15 protein-coding genes are annotated in these 16,514 nt (G+C 68.5%); 14 read left to right on the forward strand and 1 reads right to left on the reverse strand.

Translation table 11 applies throughout. The features are described from left to right. Nucleotides 1-33: 33 nt before the first annotated feature. From E3O62_RS08700 to E3O62_RS08740, 9 genes are all read left to right on the forward strand, one after another. Nucleotides 34-1,311, forward strand: a complete 1,278-nt coding sequence (locus E3O62_RS08700) for a serine hydrolase (protein WP_134398235.1) — start codon at nt 34-36, stop codon at nt 1,309-1,311. A 146-nt stretch (nt 1,312-1,457) separates the two neighbouring features. Beyond that, on the forward strand, nt 1,458-1,940 hold the full coding sequence (locus E3O62_RS08705) for a molybdenum cofactor biosynthesis protein MoaE (RefSeq protein WP_241973392.1): 483 nt from the start codon (nt 1,458-1,460) through the stop codon (nt 1,938-1,940). Nucleotides 1,941-2,057: 117 nt separating this feature from the next. Then, nucleotides 2,058-2,348: a DUF2249 domain-containing protein gene (locus E3O62_RS08710; RefSeq protein WP_134394496.1), complete on the forward strand. Its 291-nt coding sequence runs from the start codon at nt 2,058-2,060 to the stop codon at nt 2,346-2,348. 22 nt (nt 2,349-2,370) lie between these two features. Beyond that, entirely contained in the window at nt 2,371-3,477 is a 1,107-nt protein-coding gene (locus E3O62_RS08715; RefSeq protein ID WP_134398236.1) for a hypothetical protein, read from the forward strand. Continuing rightward, complete coding sequence (locus E3O62_RS08720; RefSeq protein ID WP_134398237.1) at nt 3,474-6,089, forward strand: multicopper oxidase domain-containing protein; 2,616 nt, start codon at nt 3,474-3,476, stop codon at nt 6,087-6,089. Before E3O62_RS08715 ends, E3O62_RS08720 begins: the two co-directional genes overlap by 4 nt. A 341-nt stretch (nt 6,090-6,430) precedes the next feature. Further along, the gene (locus E3O62_RS08725) at nt 6,431-8,800 is read left to right on the forward strand and encodes a nitric-oxide reductase large subunit (RefSeq protein WP_134398238.1); all 2,370 of its coding nucleotides are present in this window, start codon (nt 6,431-6,433) and stop codon (nt 8,798-8,800) included. Further along, nucleotides 8,797-9,615, forward strand: a complete 819-nt coding sequence (locus E3O62_RS08730; protein ID WP_174720127.1) for a hypothetical protein — start codon at nt 8,797-8,799, stop codon at nt 9,613-9,615. Before E3O62_RS08725 ends, E3O62_RS08730 begins: the two co-directional genes overlap by 4 nt. After that, nucleotides 9,615-10,460, forward strand: a complete 846-nt coding sequence (locus E3O62_RS08735; protein WP_134394568.1) for a slipin family protein — start codon at nt 9,615-9,617, stop codon at nt 10,458-10,460. Before E3O62_RS08730 ends, E3O62_RS08735 begins: the two co-directional genes overlap by 1 nt. Further along, nucleotides 10,460-10,708 carry a hypothetical protein gene (locus E3O62_RS08740; protein WP_134394492.1) on the forward strand — a complete coding sequence of 83 codons (249 nt, stop codon included), beginning with the start codon at nt 10,460-10,462 and terminating at the stop codon, nt 10,706-10,708. Before E3O62_RS08735 ends, E3O62_RS08740 begins: the two co-directional genes overlap by 1 nt. A gap of 92 nt (nt 10,709-10,800) precedes the next feature. Here E3O62_RS08740 and E3O62_RS08745 read toward each other — a convergent pair whose 3' ends face one another. Continuing rightward, the gene (locus tag E3O62_RS08745) at nt 10,801-11,961 is read right to left on the reverse strand and encodes a TIGR04053 family radical SAM/SPASM domain-containing protein (protein ID WP_134394491.1); all 1,161 of its coding nucleotides are present in this window, start codon (nt 11,959-11,961) and stop codon (nt 10,801-10,803) included. A gap of 74 nt (nt 11,962-12,035) precedes the next feature. On the opposite strand from E3O62_RS08745, the gene E3O62_RS08750 reads away from it, so the two are divergent. The 5 genes from E3O62_RS08750 to E3O62_RS08770 all read left to right on the forward strand — a co-directional run bounded on the left by E3O62_RS08750 (nt 12,036) and on the right by E3O62_RS08770 (nt 16,509). After that, nucleotides 12,036-12,761, forward strand: a complete 726-nt coding sequence (locus E3O62_RS08750; RefSeq protein WP_134398239.1) for a metalloregulator ArsR/SmtB family transcription factor — start codon at nt 12,036-12,038, stop codon at nt 12,759-12,761. 62 nt (nt 12,762-12,823) lie between these two features. Further along, nucleotides 12,824-13,504 carry a Crp/Fnr family transcriptional regulator gene (locus E3O62_RS08755; RefSeq protein ID WP_134398240.1) on the forward strand — a complete coding sequence of 227 codons (681 nt, stop codon included), beginning with the start codon at nt 12,824-12,826 and terminating at the stop codon, nt 13,502-13,504. A gap of 45 nt (nt 13,505-13,549) precedes the next feature. After that, nucleotides 13,550-13,807, forward strand: a complete 258-nt coding sequence (locus tag E3O62_RS08760; RefSeq protein WP_134398241.1) for a heavy-metal-associated domain-containing protein — start codon at nt 13,550-13,552, stop codon at nt 13,805-13,807. Nucleotides 13,808-13,828: 21 nt separating this feature from the next. Continuing rightward, entirely contained in the window at nt 13,829-15,802 is a 1,974-nt protein-coding gene (locus E3O62_RS08765) for a cation-translocating P-type ATPase (protein WP_134398242.1), read from the forward strand. Beyond that, nucleotides 15,799-16,509 carry a metalloregulator ArsR/SmtB family transcription factor gene (locus tag E3O62_RS08770; protein WP_134394486.1) on the forward strand — a complete coding sequence of 237 codons (711 nt, stop codon included), beginning with the start codon at nt 15,799-15,801 and terminating at the stop codon, nt 16,507-16,509. Before E3O62_RS08765 ends, E3O62_RS08770 begins: the two co-directional genes overlap by 4 nt. Nucleotides 16,510-16,514: the final 5 nt, after the last annotated feature.

A 16,514-nucleotide genomic window follows, 5' to 3' on the forward strand; every position in this document is an offset into this window, starting at 1 on the left:
CTGAGCCCCGATGGGGCAAGCTGGTGGAGAGCATTGGGGGATGCCATCATCAAGCCCACCATTCGACGTCGTGCGCTGCTCGCACTCGGCGTCGCCGCAGCCGTCGTGCTGAGCGGCTGCACCGCGGGCCGGAACAGCGTCGACCAGAGCAGCACGCCGTTCGCGGTGGACATCGCCGGGCAGCTGGACGCGGCCGTGGGCGAGGCGATGGCGCTATCGGGTTCCTCCGGCGCTCTGGTCGGGGTCTGGTCCGCCGCCGGCGAATGGACCGTCGCGCACGGCACGACGGAAATCGGCGGGTCCGTCCCGATGAGCAGCGGGATGCACTTCCGCATCGGCACCAACACCACGGCCATGACCTGCACGGTGCTGCTCCGGTTGGTCGACGAGGGAACCGTGACGCTCGACGACCCGGTCTCCACCTACCTGCCCCGCCTCGTCGGTGTGGCGGGCGTGACGCTCGGCCAGCTCTGCCAGGGCACTTCGGGGCTGGGGTCCTACAGTCCCGTTCTGGCCGGGGAGTTCGTGCACAACCCCCTGCGCACCTGGCCGGCGATGGAACTCGTCTCCCAAGGGCTGGCCACGCCCCGAACGGGTGCTCCGGGCAGCGTGTGGGGTCCCTCGAACACCGGAATCGTGCTGCTCGGGATGGCGCTCGAGCGGGCCACGGGCCGGCAGTGGGCGGCGCTCTACGATGAGTACATCTTCCATCCGCTCGGTCTGCACGACACCTCATATCCTCACGCCGGCGATATGGACCTCCCCGCACCACACTCGCACGGGTACGCGGCCGCGGTGGGCGCCGACGGTCCGGTGTGCACGGCCATCACCGATAGCACCCTGCTCTCCAATTCGATGAGCGGCGTGGCGGGCGGTATCGTTTCGACGCTGGCCGACATGAGGACCTGGGCAGGCGCTCTCGCTGCGGGTGGTCTCTTGTCCGAGTCGTCGGCGAGCGCCCAGTGGGACACCGTGAACGAAGATGTGACGACCCCGTCGTGGCAGAGCTACGGCCTCGGCGCGGAGCAGGTCGGGCCCCTCCGCGGGCGCACCGGATCGATCCCCGGATTCATCTCGGCGACCCTGGCGGATCCGGACCAGACCATGACCGTGGTGGTCATGCTGAACAACTCGAGCGCGGGTGACCCGTTCGCCCTGACACTGGCCCGTCAGCTGGCCGCCATCATCGCCGATGCCCCGGCTGGGCGGGGGAACGAACCGTCGGTCGCGCTGCCCTGGACGGTTGCGCAGACCCAAGTCGAACTGGCTGCCGAGGCGGCCTGCCCGACTGTGGCAGAGATCGTCGGTTAGCTGAGTGGGCCGTGACCGTTCGGTGGTGTCGCTCGCCGCGCGCCGCGAAACGGGGATCGACCCTCGGCCTCAGGTTTTTTGGCCCTCGATGCTCCGGGAACAGTGGAGTACGTTTATCGTTCCGCTTCCGCGCGTACTCTGAATGTGTGAATTCAGTAGGAACGACTGACCGAAGCGGCGTGAATGAGAACGACGCGAACCCTGGCGAGGGTGCCGTCAACCAGGTGGCCACGGCGCCGCTCGACCTGGCCGCGCACGTTGCGGCCGTGTCGACCGGATCCTGCGGGGCCGTCGTGACCTTCATCGGCCAGGTGCGGGACCACGACCCCGACGCCGCCGGGCAGGTGACCGGCCTCGATTACAGCGCGCATCCGGATGCCGGCCGCATCCTGTCCGAGATCGTCGCCCGGTACTCCCGTGAGTACCCGCAGGTGAACCTGTCGGTCAGCCACCGCATCGGCCACCTCGACGTGGGCGACCTGGCCCTGGTCGCGGCCGCGGCCAGCGCCCACCGCGCCGTCGCATTCGAAGCCTGCGAACGCCTGGTGGAGACCGTCAAACTCGAGGTGCCGATCTGGAAGAAGCAGTACGAGGTCGACGGGTCCACCGCCTGGGTGGGCCTGACCTGACCTGGTCCGACGCGATCCGACCTGGTCCGACCTGGTCCGATTCCGGAATAATTAACCGGACGTGTATCCTGTTTATTAGCGGCCGGCTCGGTCGTTCCACCGAGGAGGACTCATCCTATGACCGCCGAACCCATCACCCTGAGCAGCGCGCACACCTGCAACTGCAACCATGACGACGCCGAGACCATCGTGCTCGACGGACGCACCATCCCGCACGCGGTTCGCCACGCGGCCATTTTCGGTGCCCTGGAGGCCATCCAACTCGGCTTCTCGCTCGACCTGATCGCCCCGCACGACCCCCTGCCCCTGCTGGCGCAGCTCGAGAAGGCACGCCCGGGAGCGTTCACCGTGTCGTACGTGGAGCGTGGCCCGGACGCCTGGCGCATCCGCTTCACCCGCGCCGCCTAGTCTCCCGAGATTCGACACCACCGTGCACGGCAACGGGCGATTAGCGTTTCTGCTGCTCGGCGGTCTCTCACTGCTGGCCGGGCTCGACGGTGCGCTGCTCCTGCTGGGTTTCCCGGCGCCGGTGGTGACCGCGCGCCTGGCGGATGTGCACGGACCCCTGATGGTCTTCGGGTTCGTGGGAACCGTCGTCGTGCTCGAGCGTGCCGTCGCCGTGCGCCGGAACTGGGCCTACCTGTCGCCGGGGCTGCTGGGCCTCGGCGGCCTGTCACTCGTGTCGCCGCTTCCCCTGGTGGTCGGACAGCTTGCCTTCGTGGCTGGGTCGGCCGTGTTGCTGGCCATCTACCGGGCGATCTGGCTCCGGCAGCCGTCGACGTCCGCCGCGGTGCAGGCGCTCGGTGCCCTGCTCGGTCTCACGGCCACCGTGCTGTGGCTCGGCGGCGTGCCCGTGCCTGTCCTGGTGCCCGCGATGACGCTCTACCTGGTGCTCACAATCGCCGGTGAGCGGCTCGAACTCGCGCGCATCTCGCCCTCCGTCGACCACCGCGCCGAAATGCGGATGCTGGCCGCCGGCCTGTTCCTGACCCTCGGCGCGGTCGTCGCTCTCGTCTGGCCCCGGGTGGGCTACCCCGTTCTCGGACTCGGGCTGCTCGGTCTCGTCGCCTGGTTGTTCCGGCACGACGTGGCGACCCGGCTCATCCGCAGCACCGGTCTGCCACGGTACATGGCCGCGTGCCTGCTGGCCGGCTACGGCTGGCTGCTCTCGGTCGCCGCCAGCTGGATCATCGTCGGCCCGAGCTTCTCCGGCCCCGGCTATGACGCCGTGCTGCACGCCGTCTTCCTCGGGTTCGTGATGTCGATGATCATGGCGCACGCCCCGACTATCCTGCCGGCCGTGCTGCGCCGACCGCTGCCGTACCGGCCGGTGCTCTACCTGCCGGTGCTGCTGCTGCACGTCTCCCTGCTGGTGCGCATCCTGCTCGGTGACGCGCGCGACCTGCCGGCACTGGTGCAGTGGGGTGGCGTGGCCAACATTGTGGCCGTGCTCCTGTTCGTGCTGCTGGCCGTGATCTCGGTGGTGCGCGGCGTGCCGCTGCGCCAGCCAAACACCAAACTGAAAGTCACACCATGAACCGTCGACTGTGGCACCTCATCACCGGGCTCCTGACTCCGACGTGGCTCCTCCTCACTCTCATCGCCGTGCTCATCCACCGGTTCATCCCGGTTGCGCCGTGGCTCATGGTGCACCTCCTGTTCCTGGGCGCCGTGAGCACCGCGATCCTGGTCTGGAGCCAGCACTTCGCCGACACCCTGCTCCGGCATCCGGCCCCCGGCGGCCGCGTCTCGCTCGGGGCGCGGCTCGGCGCGCACACCCTCGGAGCGGTGCTCGTGATCACCGGCATCGTCGGCGGCTGGTGGCCGGTCGTGCTGGTTGGCGGCATCCTGGTCGGCACGAATGCCCTCGCCCACGCCCTGCTGCTGTTCCGGCAGTCGCGGGGAGCGCTGCCGGGACGGTTCGCACCGCTCGTGCGCTACTACATCGCGGCCGGAATCGCGCTGGCCATCGGTGTGGTCCTGGGCGTGCTGATGGCCCGGACCGATATCGATGGTGAGTCCGCGGAACGGATGTACATCGCCCATGTCGGGTTCAATCTGCTCGGCTGGGTCGGCCTGACCGTGATCGGCACGGTGGCCCTGCTCTGGCCGACGGTGCTGCACGCCCGGGTGCAGACGACGCGCGCCTCGGCCCGCGGAACCCTGCCTCTGTTCCTGGCCGGCCTCGCTCTGCTCGGGATCGGCCTGCTGATCGACCAGCGCCTGGTCGCCGCCGCGGGTGTCCTGCTCTACCTGGTCGGCCTCGGCCTGGTGCTGGTGGAGGCCGTGCGCCTGGCCAGGCAGTCCCCGGCCGTCACCTTCGCCGGTTGGAGTCTCGGCGCCGCCCTCACCTGGTTCTTCGCCTGCGTGCTCGGGTTCGGCCTGATCGTGACGTTCGCACCGAGCTGGGTAGCCGCGACCGACCGGCTCGGGCAGCTCGTGCCCGTGTTCGCGGTCGGTTTCGCCGCGCAGATCCTGCTCGGAGCCCTCAGCTACCTGGTGCCGGTCGTGCTCGGCGGCGGACCCTCGGTCTCGAAAGCCACGGCCGCCCTGCTCGATCGTGGCGCCCTGTTCCGGGTCATCGTCGTCAACGTCGGCCTGATCCTCTATCTGCTGCCGGTGCCCAGCCTGGTGAAGGTCACGGTCTCGCTGCTCGTCGTCGGCACGCTCGCCTCCTTCCTGGTCCTGATGCCGCGGGCGCTGCGGCAGAACCGCCGGCTGCGCCGGGCGACGGATGCGACGGCTCCGCCGGCCCGGCCGTCTCCACCGGCCGCCGCGGCGCAGGCCAGCCGCACCGGCGCGACCGTCACGGCCGTCGGCGTTCTGCTCCTGGCCGTGACCCTGGGGATCGCCATGGACCCGGCCGCCGCCGGAATTGCCAGCGGCGGGGCATCCGTCGACAGGGTGTCGACCGGCCACACGACCACGGTCGACGTCGTCATGAAGAACACGCGCTTCAGCCCGGACACCATCGAGGTGCCCGTCGGCGACACCCTGGTGATCAACCTGACCAACGACGACGAGATGGTGCACAACCTCGTGCTCGCCACCGGCGTGGTCTCCGGTTCCATCGCTCCCGGCACCAGCCGACAGGTCGACGCCGGTATCGTGGGCGCCGACGTAGAGGGCTGGTGCTCCATCGCCGGCCACAAGGTCCTGGGCATGGTGCTCACGGTCGTGGCCGTCGGAGCCGAGCCTCAGTCCGGCGACGACTCCCCAGCGATGGACCACGGCTCCGCGTCCGCCGGCGGGGCGTCCAGCGCGGCAGACGATCTCGATTTGATGCGTCAGCCCGACGCCGATTTCGTTGCCCGCGACCCGGTGCTGCGAGCGGCGGAGGCGGAGACCGTGCACACGCTGACCATGCGGGTGGAAGACGTGGAGACCGAGGTGTCTCCCGGCGTCACCCAGACCCTGTGGACGTTCAACGGCACAGCCCCCGGCCCGACCCTGCACGGCAAAGTCGGGGACGTCTTCGACATCACCTTCGTCAACGACGGGTCGATCGAGCATTCCATCGACTTCCACGCGGGTGCCCTCGCACCCGACCGGCCCATGCGCAGCATCAATCCGGGGGAGAGCCTGACCTATCGTTTCACCGCGACCCGCTCGGGGATCTGGCTCTATCACTGCGGCACGATGCCCATGTCGGTGCACATGGCGAACGGCATGTTCGGCGCCGTGATCATTGATCCACCCGGGCTTTCAGCGGTCGACCGGGAATACGTCCTGGTGCAGTCCGAGCTCTACCTCGGTGCGCAGGGCGGGGAGGCCGACGCCGACAAGGTGGCGGCGCAGTTCCCCGACCTGGTGGTCTTCAACGGCATCGCCAACCAGTACGGCGCCCGCCCGCTGACGGCGAAGGTCGGCGAGAAGGTGCGCATCTGGGTGCTGGACGCCGGCCCCAACGTGGGCAGCTCCTTCCACGTCGTGGGCGGACAGTTCGACACCGTTTTCACGGAGGGCGAGTACCAGTTGCGTGATGGCGGCAGCACCGGCACGGGCGGCTCCCAGGTGCTCGACCTGGCCGTGGCCCAGGGCGGCTTCGTCGAGTTGACCTTCCCCGAGGCCGGCAGTTACCCCTTCGTCAGCCACATCATGTCCGACGCCGAAAAAGGCGCTCGTGGCGTCGTCCTGGTCAGTCCGTGATCTTCGTCTGAGTTTCCCGAAGAATAGTTGTGTGCGGCGTGTCGCCGGTCAGGTGAAAGAAATGGGCGGCCCGTCGTCTCTGCCTGCTGTGTGCGGGTATTACCGCGGTGGACAGGGTTTTTATCGGGGAATATCGTGACAGCGAATCCGGTGAAGTGAATAGAAATGTCACTCATGCTTTTAATCCTGTGGTAGCTTTCAACCACCCCGCGTGACCTATCCGGGGGAGGAACCGTGACAGGTGGCAGCACCTGCTTCCGCGCCCTTGAATCACGCAACATGGAAAGGGGCCCACCGTGGTCCGATTGAGAGCCGGTGCAGGAAAACTGCGATCGGAGTTGATGGTTTCCAAAGGATGGTTGCAGGGCGTAGCCCTGGTGATGGTCTTCGGGTTCGCCGTGATGGGCTTCCTGGCCCTCCGAACCTATACGGACTCGATGCCCCAGCCCAAGCAGGTCGTCGACTCGCAGGGTGAGGTTGTCTTCACGACGGCCGACATCACCGCGGGCCAGCAGACCTTCGTGCGGCGCGGCCTTCAGCAGTATGGCTCGATCCTGGGTCACGGCGGCTACCTCGGACCGGACTACACGGCCGACTACCTGCGGCGCTCCTCGACCGAGGTGCTCGAGGCCCTGACCGCGTCCGGTGTGCAGGACCCGCAGGGTGCCCTCGTCGAGATGATGCGGACCAACCGCTACGACAAGGCCACCGGCGACCTCGAATTCACGGATCTGCAGATTGAGGCCTTCGACACGCTCAAGCAGCACTACGCCGATTTCTTCGGTTCCCCGACCACCCAATACGGCCTGATCCCGAATGCCATCACGGACTCGGCGGACATCCACGACCTGACCGCCTTCTTCGCCTGGACGTCCTGGGCAGCCTCTGCTGAGCGGCCCGGTCACAACTACTCGTACACGAACAACTGGCCGGCCGAGCCGCTCGTGGACAACGTTCCGACCGCCGACATCATCGTGTGGAGCGGTCTCTCGCTCGTGGCGCTGATGGTCGCCCTCGGCGCCCTCTTCGGCCTCTACGGCCGGTGGAGCAAGAGGATGGGCTGGCAGCACGGGGAAGAAACCCCCGCACTGTCCTTCCGACAGCCGGGGGAGGTGGCGGTGACACCCGCCCAATCCGCCACGGCCTGGTTCTTCTTCGTGGTGGCTTTGATGTTCCTGGCCCAGGCCTTCCTGGGTGCCGCCATCGAGCACTACCGGGTCGACCTGTCGAGCTTCTTCGGGGTCGACCTGGCTCAGCTGCTGCCGTTCAACCTCGCCCGAACCTGGCATGTGCAGCTCTCGTTGTTGTGGACGGCCACCTCGTTCCTGGCCGCAGGCATCTTCCTCGCCCCGTATATCTCCGGGCGTGAACCCAAACGTCAGCACTGGTTGGCCTACGGTTTGCTCGGCGCCCTCGCCCTGGTCATCGTCGGATCGTTCGTGGGAGAAGCCTTGAGCATCTTCGGCGTCGAGGCCGCGAAGGGCTCGCCGTTCTGGGACATGCAGTGGGAGTACATCGACCTGCCCAGGGTGTGGCAGGGCATGCTCGTCGTCGGACTCTTCCTGTGGATCGCGATCATCTACCGCGGCATCCGGGCACGTCTGAAGTCTGAGCACCGCTTCAACCTGCCATGGCTCTTCTTCTACGCCGGTCTCGCGATCCCCGCGTTCTACGCCGTCGGAATGCTCGCCGGCACCGAGGTTCACCTGAGCGTCGCCGAGTTCTGGCGCTTCTGGGTGGTGCACCTCTGGGTTGAGGACTTCCTGGAACTGTTCACGACCGTGATGGTGGCCTACATCTTCGTCATGCTCGGGGTCGTGAACCGCAAGATCGCGATGCAGATCATCCTGCTCGACGTCATCCTGTATTCCGCCGGTGGCATCCTCGGCACCATGCACCACCTGTACTTCTCGGGAACCCCCGTCGAGCACATGGCGCTGGGAGCCTTCTTCTCCGCCCTGGAAGTCATCCCGTTGACCTTCCTGACGATCGAGGCCTGGAGCTTCCTCCAGCTCGGTGCCCGGCAGGAGTCGCGCAGTTCGGCTCCGTTCCCGCACCGCTGGGCCGTGATGTTCCTTGTCGCGGTCGGCTTCTGGAACTTCCTGGGTGCCGGCGTCTTCGGATTCCTGATCAACCTGCCGATCGTCTCGTACTACGAGATCGGTACCGCGCTGACGGCCAACCACGCCCACGCGGCGATGATGGGCGTGTACGGAATGATGGGCGTCGGTCTGTCGCTCTTCGCCCTGCGCTACCTGATCCCGGCCGAGCGCTGGCCGGACAAGCTCGCGAAGATCTCGTTCTGGTGCCTCAACATCGGCCTGGCCTGGATGACGTTCGCCACGCTGCTGCCGCTCGGTGTCATTCAGCTCTGGCACTCCATCAACGACGGCTACTTCGAAGCCCGCAGCCTCAACTTCATCAACGAGCCCGGCAACGCCGTTCTCGAATGGCTGCGGATGCCGGGTGATCTCGTCTTCATCGTCGGCGGCGTGATGCCGTTCGTCTGGATCACCTGGCTCGGGGTGCGCTACCGCATCAAGGCCACCACCCATGACGTGCCGATGGAGGCCTTGTTCGTTGAGGCGGTCCCCGCCGCCGCGACACTCACCGGCGGCGCGGAGCCGACATCCGGATATTCCTCGGACTACCGCTCCACCGGCACAGGCAGCGGAGAGGACGGTGGGGACCGCCCGGGCGGCGGCGCGTGATGGCAGCCATCAACCCGGAGGTCTGGTTCGCGCTTGTCTACGGCGGCTTCCTGCTGGCCGTGGCCCACGTGCTGGACCTCCTGGCGCGGCGCACCGGGGCGAAAACCACCGCCATGAGTTCGAGCGGGTTCGAGTACCACGAAAACCACGACGCCTGGAAGTGCCAGGAGGACCAGTGGCTCTGGCCGATCTCCTTCGATCCGGATAACCGGGTGACGCGATACCAGGCCAGCCCCACGGTCTGCAACCCCTGCCCGGTCAAGGACACCTGCACCACCTCGGATGCGGGCCGGCAGCTCGCGCGCAACATCGACCCGTGGCCCAGTTCGGAGGCGGAGCGGTTCCATCGCGGGATCGCCTGCTCCGTCGTCGTGCTCGGGCTCATCTGGCCGCTGGCGTCCATGTTCCAGAACCGCACGGGCGTGGAATTGCTGATCCTGGGGTCAGCCTCGGCCGTCATCGCCGCCGGCAGTTGGCCGTTGTGGTCGCACCTGCGTCGCACACCCGCTCGCTTTCCCGAGCATCTCAAGGTCGTGGGGCTCGACGAAAGCGTCGCGGCCCGCGCCGCCACGGCGGCGATTGAGGCGCAGCGGCGCAGCGGCTATGGCAGCATCAGAAAAACGGGCCCGCGGCCGGTTCGGATCGAACCGTACGCGAGCGCCCGGGCGTCGGAGCACACCGACGCCGATCCGGAAACGATGAAAGGAAACACCGTGAGCGCCTCATTCTCAGCGCGTTGGGCTGAACTGGAGACGGAGGCCGACCCGGGCCGTTCCGGCCCCGCCGTGGGCTGGAGCCGGAGGGGCAACTCGTGATGGCCTGGCAGATCGCGGCCCTGATCGTGGTGCTGCTGCTGCTCATTTGGCTGGCAGCTTCCTTCAAGGTGCTGCAGGAGTACGAGCGGGGCGTGACGTTCCGATTCGGCCGGCTGCGCCCGGTGCGGGAACCGGGTGTGCAGATGGTGTTCCCCGGACTGGACAAGATGGTGCGGGTCGACCTCCGGATCGTGACCCTCACGATCCCGCCGCAGGACGTCATCACCAAGGACAACGTCCCGGCCCGGGTCAACGCCGTCGTCCTGTTCCAGGTCACCGACCCGGTCCGTTCGGTGATGGCGGTCGAGAACCACGCCGTCGCCACCTCCCAGATGTCGCAAACGACACTGCGTTCAGTCGTGGGCCGCGCCGACCTCGACACCCTGCTTGCCCACCGGGCCGACCTGAACGAAGACCTCGCCCGCAACATCAACGCGCAAACCGAACCCTGGGGTGTGCAGGTGAAGGTCGTCGAAATCAAGGACGTCGAGATTCCGCAGGCGATGCAGCGTGCCATGGCCCGTGAAGCCGAAGCCGAGCGGGACCGCCGGGCGAAGATCATCAACGCCCACGGTGAACTGCAGGCGTCGGAGGAACTGGGCCAGGCGGCGGAAATCCTGAGCCGCAATCCCGCGTCGCTTCAGCTGCGCTACCTGCAGACCCTGCTCGAGCTGGGTGCCGATCAGAAATCGACCGTGGTCTTCCCGCTTCCGATGGACATTCTCGGTCCGTTCCTCAACAACAAGGCACTGCCGGACCCGGCGGAGACCGCCGCGGCATTCGCCACCGCCGTCGCAACCGCGGTTGCGGCTGCGACGACACAGACAACGGAGGTTCCTGCCTGATGGCCTACACCGATTCGACCGACCGCACCCTCAGCATCCGTCTGATGCTGATCGGGGCCTTCGTCGGCATTTTCGCACCCATCTTCGGCTTCCTCGGCGGCACGATCGTCGGAGTCGACCAGACGGTCGGCGGCCTCGAGCCGCTCTTCGTCTGGCTCTTCGTGGGCATGGTCGTCGGGATGCTCGGAGTGGCCATCGGGATCCTCGGCGCGCTGCGCTGGGTCAAGGGCAAGCATCACCTGGACTGAGTGCGACCCACGTCCCTCCCGCACGCAGAAGCGCCCGGCCGAATTCTCGGCCGGGCGCTTCTGCGTCTGATGAATTACTGGACTGCGATCACTCAGTCGGTGCTGGGCTGGTAGCCGCAGCTGGGGTCCTCGGCGAGCGGGTCCCCGGTCACCGCGTAGGCGTGCGAGCGGGAGCCGCCGCAGACCGTGCGGAATTCGCAGTGACCACACCGGCCGCCAAAGAGATCCGGGGTGCGCAGCTCCTGGAGCAGCTGCGCCTCCCGGTAGATTTCGGAGAAGGACTGCTTGTGCACCGACCCCACGGACACGGGCAGGAACCCGCTGGGGTAAACGAGACCGACATGGTCGACGAAGGCGAACCCGCGCCCGGAATTGACGTCGAGGGGGGCCCTCGGACGCCGCCGCCTCGGCTCGTCGCCGGTGAGCAACCGCTCCGTGGCCTCCCGCAGCAAGGCTCTCAGCGGGCCGACCGGGAACACGGTGTCAAGGTCCACGCCGTCGCCCACTCCGGCCCGCTGAATCGCGATCCGCCGGTAGTGGGGTGCCTCGGTGGTCTTGACGGCGACCAGATCGGAGACGTCGTGCAGCCAGTGCAGCACCTCCTCCTCCTCGGCCGCGGTCAGGGCGTTCAGGAGCTTGCCGCGGCCGGTGGGCACGAGGAAGAAGACACTCCACAGGGTGGTGCCGAGATCGAGGACGGTTTTCAGGATGCCGGGCAGCTCGTGCACGGTGTCGCGGGTGACGGTCGTGTTGATCTGCAGTCGGTAGCCGACCTCGCGCACCATTCGGGCGGCGATCATGGTGTCGTCGTAGACGCCGTCGACACCGCGGAAGGCGTCGTGGGTGGCCGCTGAGGCGCCGTCCAGCGAGAGCGAGACCGCTTTGGCCCCAGCGTCGTGGAGCTCGACCAGGACCTCACGGGTGAGGCGCGGGGTGACCGAGGGGGAGAGGGCCATGCTCAAGCCGAGGCTGGTGCCGTGGGCGACGAGCTCCGGCAGGTCGGGGCGCTCGAACGGGTCCCCGCCGGTGAGCACGACCAGCGGGCGCGGTGTGCCGAAGGCGGCGAGGTCGTCCAGCAGTTTGCGACCCTGGTCCGTGCTCAGCTCGAACGGATTGCGCGTGCGGATGGCGTCGGCCCGGCAGTGGGTGCAGACCAGTTGACAGGCGCGCGTCACCTCCCAGATGACGATGAAGGGCCGTTCGGCGGTGTCGTGGTGCAGCACCCGGATGGGGCGCACGTGGGTGTCGGTCATGGGGTATGTCCTAGCTCAGCGCCGAATTTCGGCCCTCAGTTGTTTTTACCATAGATATAGGGAAAACTAATCGGGTGCCTATCGAACCTCTTGACGCCCGCACCCACCGCGTGCTTTCCGGAATCAGTCGGGTCGCCATTCTCGAACTCCTGCGCGATGCCGACGCGGAGCTGGATGTGCCGGCCATCGCCCAAGCGGTCGGGCTGCACGCGAACACGGTTCGGTCCCACCTCGACCGGCTGGTCGAGGTGGGCCTGGTCGCCGAGACCGTCGAGGCGCGCGTGCGTCCTGGGCGGCCCCGGCTTTTCTTTCGCGCCACGTCACCCGCCGCCGAGGTCCCGGCCGAGTCCTACCGGCTTCTCGCCGGTCTCCTGGCCGGCGGCCTGGGCAGGGACGTTTCCCCGGGTGCAGGCGCAGGCGCGGCCGCGGAGGCCGGGCGGCGTTGGGGCAGGGAGATGGCCGAGACGGATGCCGGACTCTCCGACGCGCAGTCGGGGGCGGCCCACGGAGCATCGGTCGGGCGTATCGTTCAGATCCTCGACGAGGTCGGCTTCGAGCCGCGCCTCGGCGCCGCCGCCGGCAGCACCCCTGCCCCGGTCGACGTCGTGATCGAGCTGCACCGCTGCCCGTTCCTCGATGTGGCGAAGGACCACAGCGACGTCGTGTGCGCGGTGCACCGCGGCCTGATGGAGGGCGCCCTCGAGCGTCTGCACACACCCGGAGTCGGCGTCACCCTCGAGCCGTTCGCCCGCCCGGGCGTCTGCCTCGCCCACCTCGAGGTCCCGGCGACGAAGCCGTGAGCGTGGCCCGGCGCACACCGCTGCGCAGCACCTGCGCGCGGCCGCATCCGTGCTCCTCCGCCATGCGGAACACCATTCTGGGGCAGATCCCGATCTTCCAGGACCTGTCGGCCGGCGAGCTCTCCGACCTGGCCGAACGGATGCTGTCGCTCGCCTGGGGTCCCGGAGACACGCTGTTCACCGCCGGCGAGCCGTCCGAGCACGTGTTCGTGCTCGCGGCCGGCCAGGCGAAGGTGTTCCGATCGACCCCGACCGGGCAGTCCACGAGCCTCGACTTCCTCGGCCCGGGAGCAGTGCTGGGCAGCCTGACCGCGCTGGACGCGGGCCGGTACCCCGAGACGGCCGTCGCCCTGGTGACCACTTGCGCCCTGCGCCTCGAATCCGGCGCCTTCCGGCAGATGTTGCTCACGCATCCGCTGGTGGCGCTGCGCGTGCTGGACGTCGTCGTCGACCGTCTTCATCGGGTCCGGTCGAGGGAGGCCGAGCAGGCCTCCGTCACCGTCACAACGCGGGTGGCAGCGACCCTGCTGCGCCTCGCCGACACCTTCGGCGTGGCGGGCGACGACGCCGGTACCACCCTGATCCAGCTGCCTCTGACCCGCGCCGACCTGGCCGCCATGACCGGCACGAGCGCCGAGTCGGTGTCCCGCGCCATGAGCGGCCTGCGCCGGGACGGGCTGATCGATTCCGGACGGCGGTGGACCGCTGTGCTCGACCGTTCCGGCCTGATTGCGGCAAAGTGACGGCCGTCATGGTCGCCGCCGCCTCGAGTTCGTAACGTCGCAGTCATGACGATAATCATCCCCACCGAAACACCCACCCCGGCCACCGTCCACACCATCCTGCGGGCCGACGGCTTTTCCTGCCCGTCCTGCGTCGCCAAGATCGAGAAGCAGATCGGCCGCCTCGCCGGAGTCACCGCGGTGACGGTGTTCTTCGCCACCGCCCGGATCGAGATCGACCACGACCCGGCCGTCGTCAGCACGGATGTCCTCATCGCCGCCGTCGGCAAGGCCGGCTACACCGCCCGCCTGGCCGCGTTCTGACCGGCGGACCGGGGGAGTGACATGACCATCGTGCGCCGCCACCTGATTCCCCTCATTTCCGGCGCGTTGATCGGCGCCGCCTGGCTGCTCGGCCTCCTGCCGGTGCCGCCGCTTGTCTCCGACGCGGCGATGGTGGCGGCCGCGGTCGTGGCCGGGTTCCCGATCATGCGGACCGCCGGGCGCGCGCTGCTCGCCCGGGTCGTGGGCATCGACCTGCTCGTCACGGTCGCCTCCGTCGGCGCCATCGTGCTCGGCGAATACTGGGAGGCCGCCGCCGTGACCTTTCTGTTCGCGATCGGGCATGCCCTCGAAACGGCCACCCTCAACCGCACCCGCTCCGCCCTGACCGCGCTCGTGGCCCTGGCCCCGGACGTCGCCCTCGTGCTGCGGAACGGCGAGCAGCTCGAGGTCCTGGCCGGGTCCGTTCGGACCGGGGAGACCGTCCTGGTCAAGAACGGCGCGCGGGTGCCCGTCGACGGCACCGTGCAGCGGGGCACGGGCACGATCGACGAGGCCTCCATCACGGGCGAGTCCCTCCCTGCCGAGAAGCGCGCCGGCGACCGCGTCTTCGCCGGCACGGTCTCGACCGGCGGCTTCCTGCAGGTGCTGGCCACCGAGGTCGGCGCGGCTACCACCCTGGCCCACATCGTGCACCGGGTCGAGGAGGCCCAGGAGGCCACGGCCCCGACCCAGGTCTTTATGGACCGGTTCTCGGCCTGGTACACCCCCGGCATCCTGGTACTCGCGACCATCGTCGGCGTGGTGACCGGCGACGTGTTCCTGGCGCTGACCCTGCTCGTGATCGGGTGTCCCGGCGCCCTGGTCATCTCCATCCCGGTCGCGATCGTTGCCGGGATCGGCCGCGCCGCGCAGCTCGGAATCCTGATCAAGGGCGGCGAGTTCCTCGAGACCGCCGCGAAGATCACGGTCGTCGCGGTCGACAAGACGGGCACCCTCACCCGGGGCCGCCCGGTCCTGACGGATGTCGTGGTGCTGAACCCCGCCCTGACCCGTGCCCAGGTGCTCGACTGGGCTTCACGGGCGGAGGCCGGCTCCGAGCATCCGTTGGCCGGAGCGATCATGCAGGCCGCTGCGCGGGAGGCCGCACGCGAAGCCGCGCAGGGCGCCCAGGTGATCGGCCTGCCGGAACACATCACGTCGGTGCCCGGGCAGGGCATCGTCGCCGCGGTGGCCGGCCACACCGTGCTGATCGGCAATCCGGCACTGCTCCGCACCCACCGGATCGCGGGTACGGATGCCGCCACGACGCTGGCCGAGAGACTCGCCGCCCACGGGAGCACGCCGCTGATCGTCGTGCTCGACGGCGTCGTCGCCGGCGTCCTGGCCGTGGCCGACGAGGTGCGTCCCGACGCCGCCGACATGGTGGACGCGCTGCACGCCGCGGGCATCGTTCGGGTCGTCATGCTCACCGGCGACGGGCCGCTCGTGGCACAGGCCGTGGGTGCCCACGTCGGAATCGACGAGATCCGGTCGTCGCTGCTGCCGGAGGACAAGCTCGACGTCGTCACCGGGCTCCGGCGGGACGGCCACGTCGTGGCGATGGTGGGAGACGGCGTCAACGACGCCCCGGCCCTGGCCATGGCGGACATCGGCATCGCGATGGCGGCGGCCGGTTCGGCCGTCGCGGTCGAGACCGCCGACATCGCGCTGATGGGTGACAACCTGCTGATGCTTCCCGCCGCCATCGACCTGGCCCGCCGCACGGTGCGCGTCATGCACCAGAATGTGGCCCTCGCGCTGGTCACGGCGGCGCTGCTGCTGGCCGGTGTGCTGTTCGGCGGCGTGACGATGTTCGGCGGCATGCTCGTGCATGAGGCATCCGTCCTGATCGTGATCGTGAATGCGATGCGCCTGCTGCGCCGGTCCGGGGCGCGCGCGGAACGCAGGCCACAGCATCGGATTTCATCCGAATCGCCTGTCCAGTCCCCGGAAAAGTCAGAGAAATCAGAAAATAAGGAGATGATTGGGGGGTGACGCCGTTCTCCCCCTCGTCGAGCTACCGCACGCTCGCGTCCTTCAGCAGGATTCAGCTTCTGTACTTCCTGCAGCAGCGCGGAACAATGACGGTGGGCGACCTGGCCGAGGCCACCGGTCTGCACCACAACACGGCCCGGGAGCACCTGCAGCGCCTGATCGGGGACGGTTTCGTCACCTGTCACCCGGAAAACAAAGACTCCAAGGGCCGGCCTCGGATGTTGTACAGCGCCGCCGCCGGCCCGGACCACGTCGACGGCTCCATCCGGGCCGCGAAGGCCGAAGCCGCCGAGCGCCACGGTGACCAGGTGCGACGGATGCTGCGGGTCGAGGCCGTCATCCACTCCCCGCTGCAGCGGCAGCTGGACGCCCTCGACGACCACCTCGACGAGTCCGGCTTCGACGCGCGGCTCGAGATCGACGGTGCCGGCGGCAACCGAGTGCACCTGCACGAATGCCCGTACAGCGAGATGGTCAAAGCGCACCCCGAGGTCTGCCGGGTGCACTTCGGACTGCTGAAAACCCTGCTCGAGGTGACCGAGGGACCCCTGAGCGCCGACGCGCTGCACCCGCTGGTCGCACCCGACACCTGCACCCTCGACCTGCACCGGTCCGACGCCGACCCAGGTGTCGAAACAGGCACCGAACCCACCGCCGAGGAACGGCCCACGCCGGCAATCATTTATCACGGCGTTTCCGGCTTGTAGCGAAT

This window comes from Cryobacterium sp. TMT2-15-1 (genome assembly GCF_004402345.1).
Classification (GTDB): Bacteria; Actinomycetota; Actinomycetes; order Actinomycetales; family Microbacteriaceae; genus Cryobacterium; species Cryobacterium sandaracinum.

Bases quoted from the DNA above. Each gene is read 5' to 3' on its own strand.
- E3O62_RS08710 (WP_134394496.1), top strand. From the start codon at position 2,058: ATGACCGCCGAACCCATCACCCTGAGCAGCGCGCACACCTGCAACTGC.
- E3O62_RS08720 (WP_134398237.1), top strand. From the start codon at position 3,474: ATGAACCGTCGACTGTGGCACCTCATCACCGGGCTCCTGACTCCGACG.
- E3O62_RS08725 (WP_134398238.1), top strand. From the start codon at position 6,431: ATGGTTTCCAAAGGATGGTTGCAGGGCGTAGCCCTGGTGATGGTCTTC.
- E3O62_RS08735 (WP_134394568.1), top strand. From the start codon at position 9,615: ATGGCCTGGCAGATCGCGGCCCTGATCGTGGTGCTGCTGCTGCTCATT.
- E3O62_RS08740 (WP_134394492.1), top strand. From the start codon at position 10,460: ATGGCCTACACCGATTCGACCGACCGCACCCTCAGCATCCGTCTGATG.
- E3O62_RS08745 (WP_134394491.1), bottom strand. From the start codon at position 11,961: ATGACCGACACCCACGTGCGCCCCATCCGGGTGCTGCACCACGACACC.
- E3O62_RS08755 (WP_134398240.1), top strand. From the start codon at position 12,824: ATGCGGAACACCATTCTGGGGCAGATCCCGATCTTCCAGGACCTGTCG.
- E3O62_RS08760 (WP_134398241.1), top strand. From the start codon at position 13,550: ATGACGATAATCATCCCCACCGAAACACCCACCCCGGCCACCGTCCAC.
- E3O62_RS08765 (WP_134398242.1), top strand. From the start codon at position 13,829: ATGACCATCGTGCGCCGCCACCTGATTCCCCTCATTTCCGGCGCGTTG.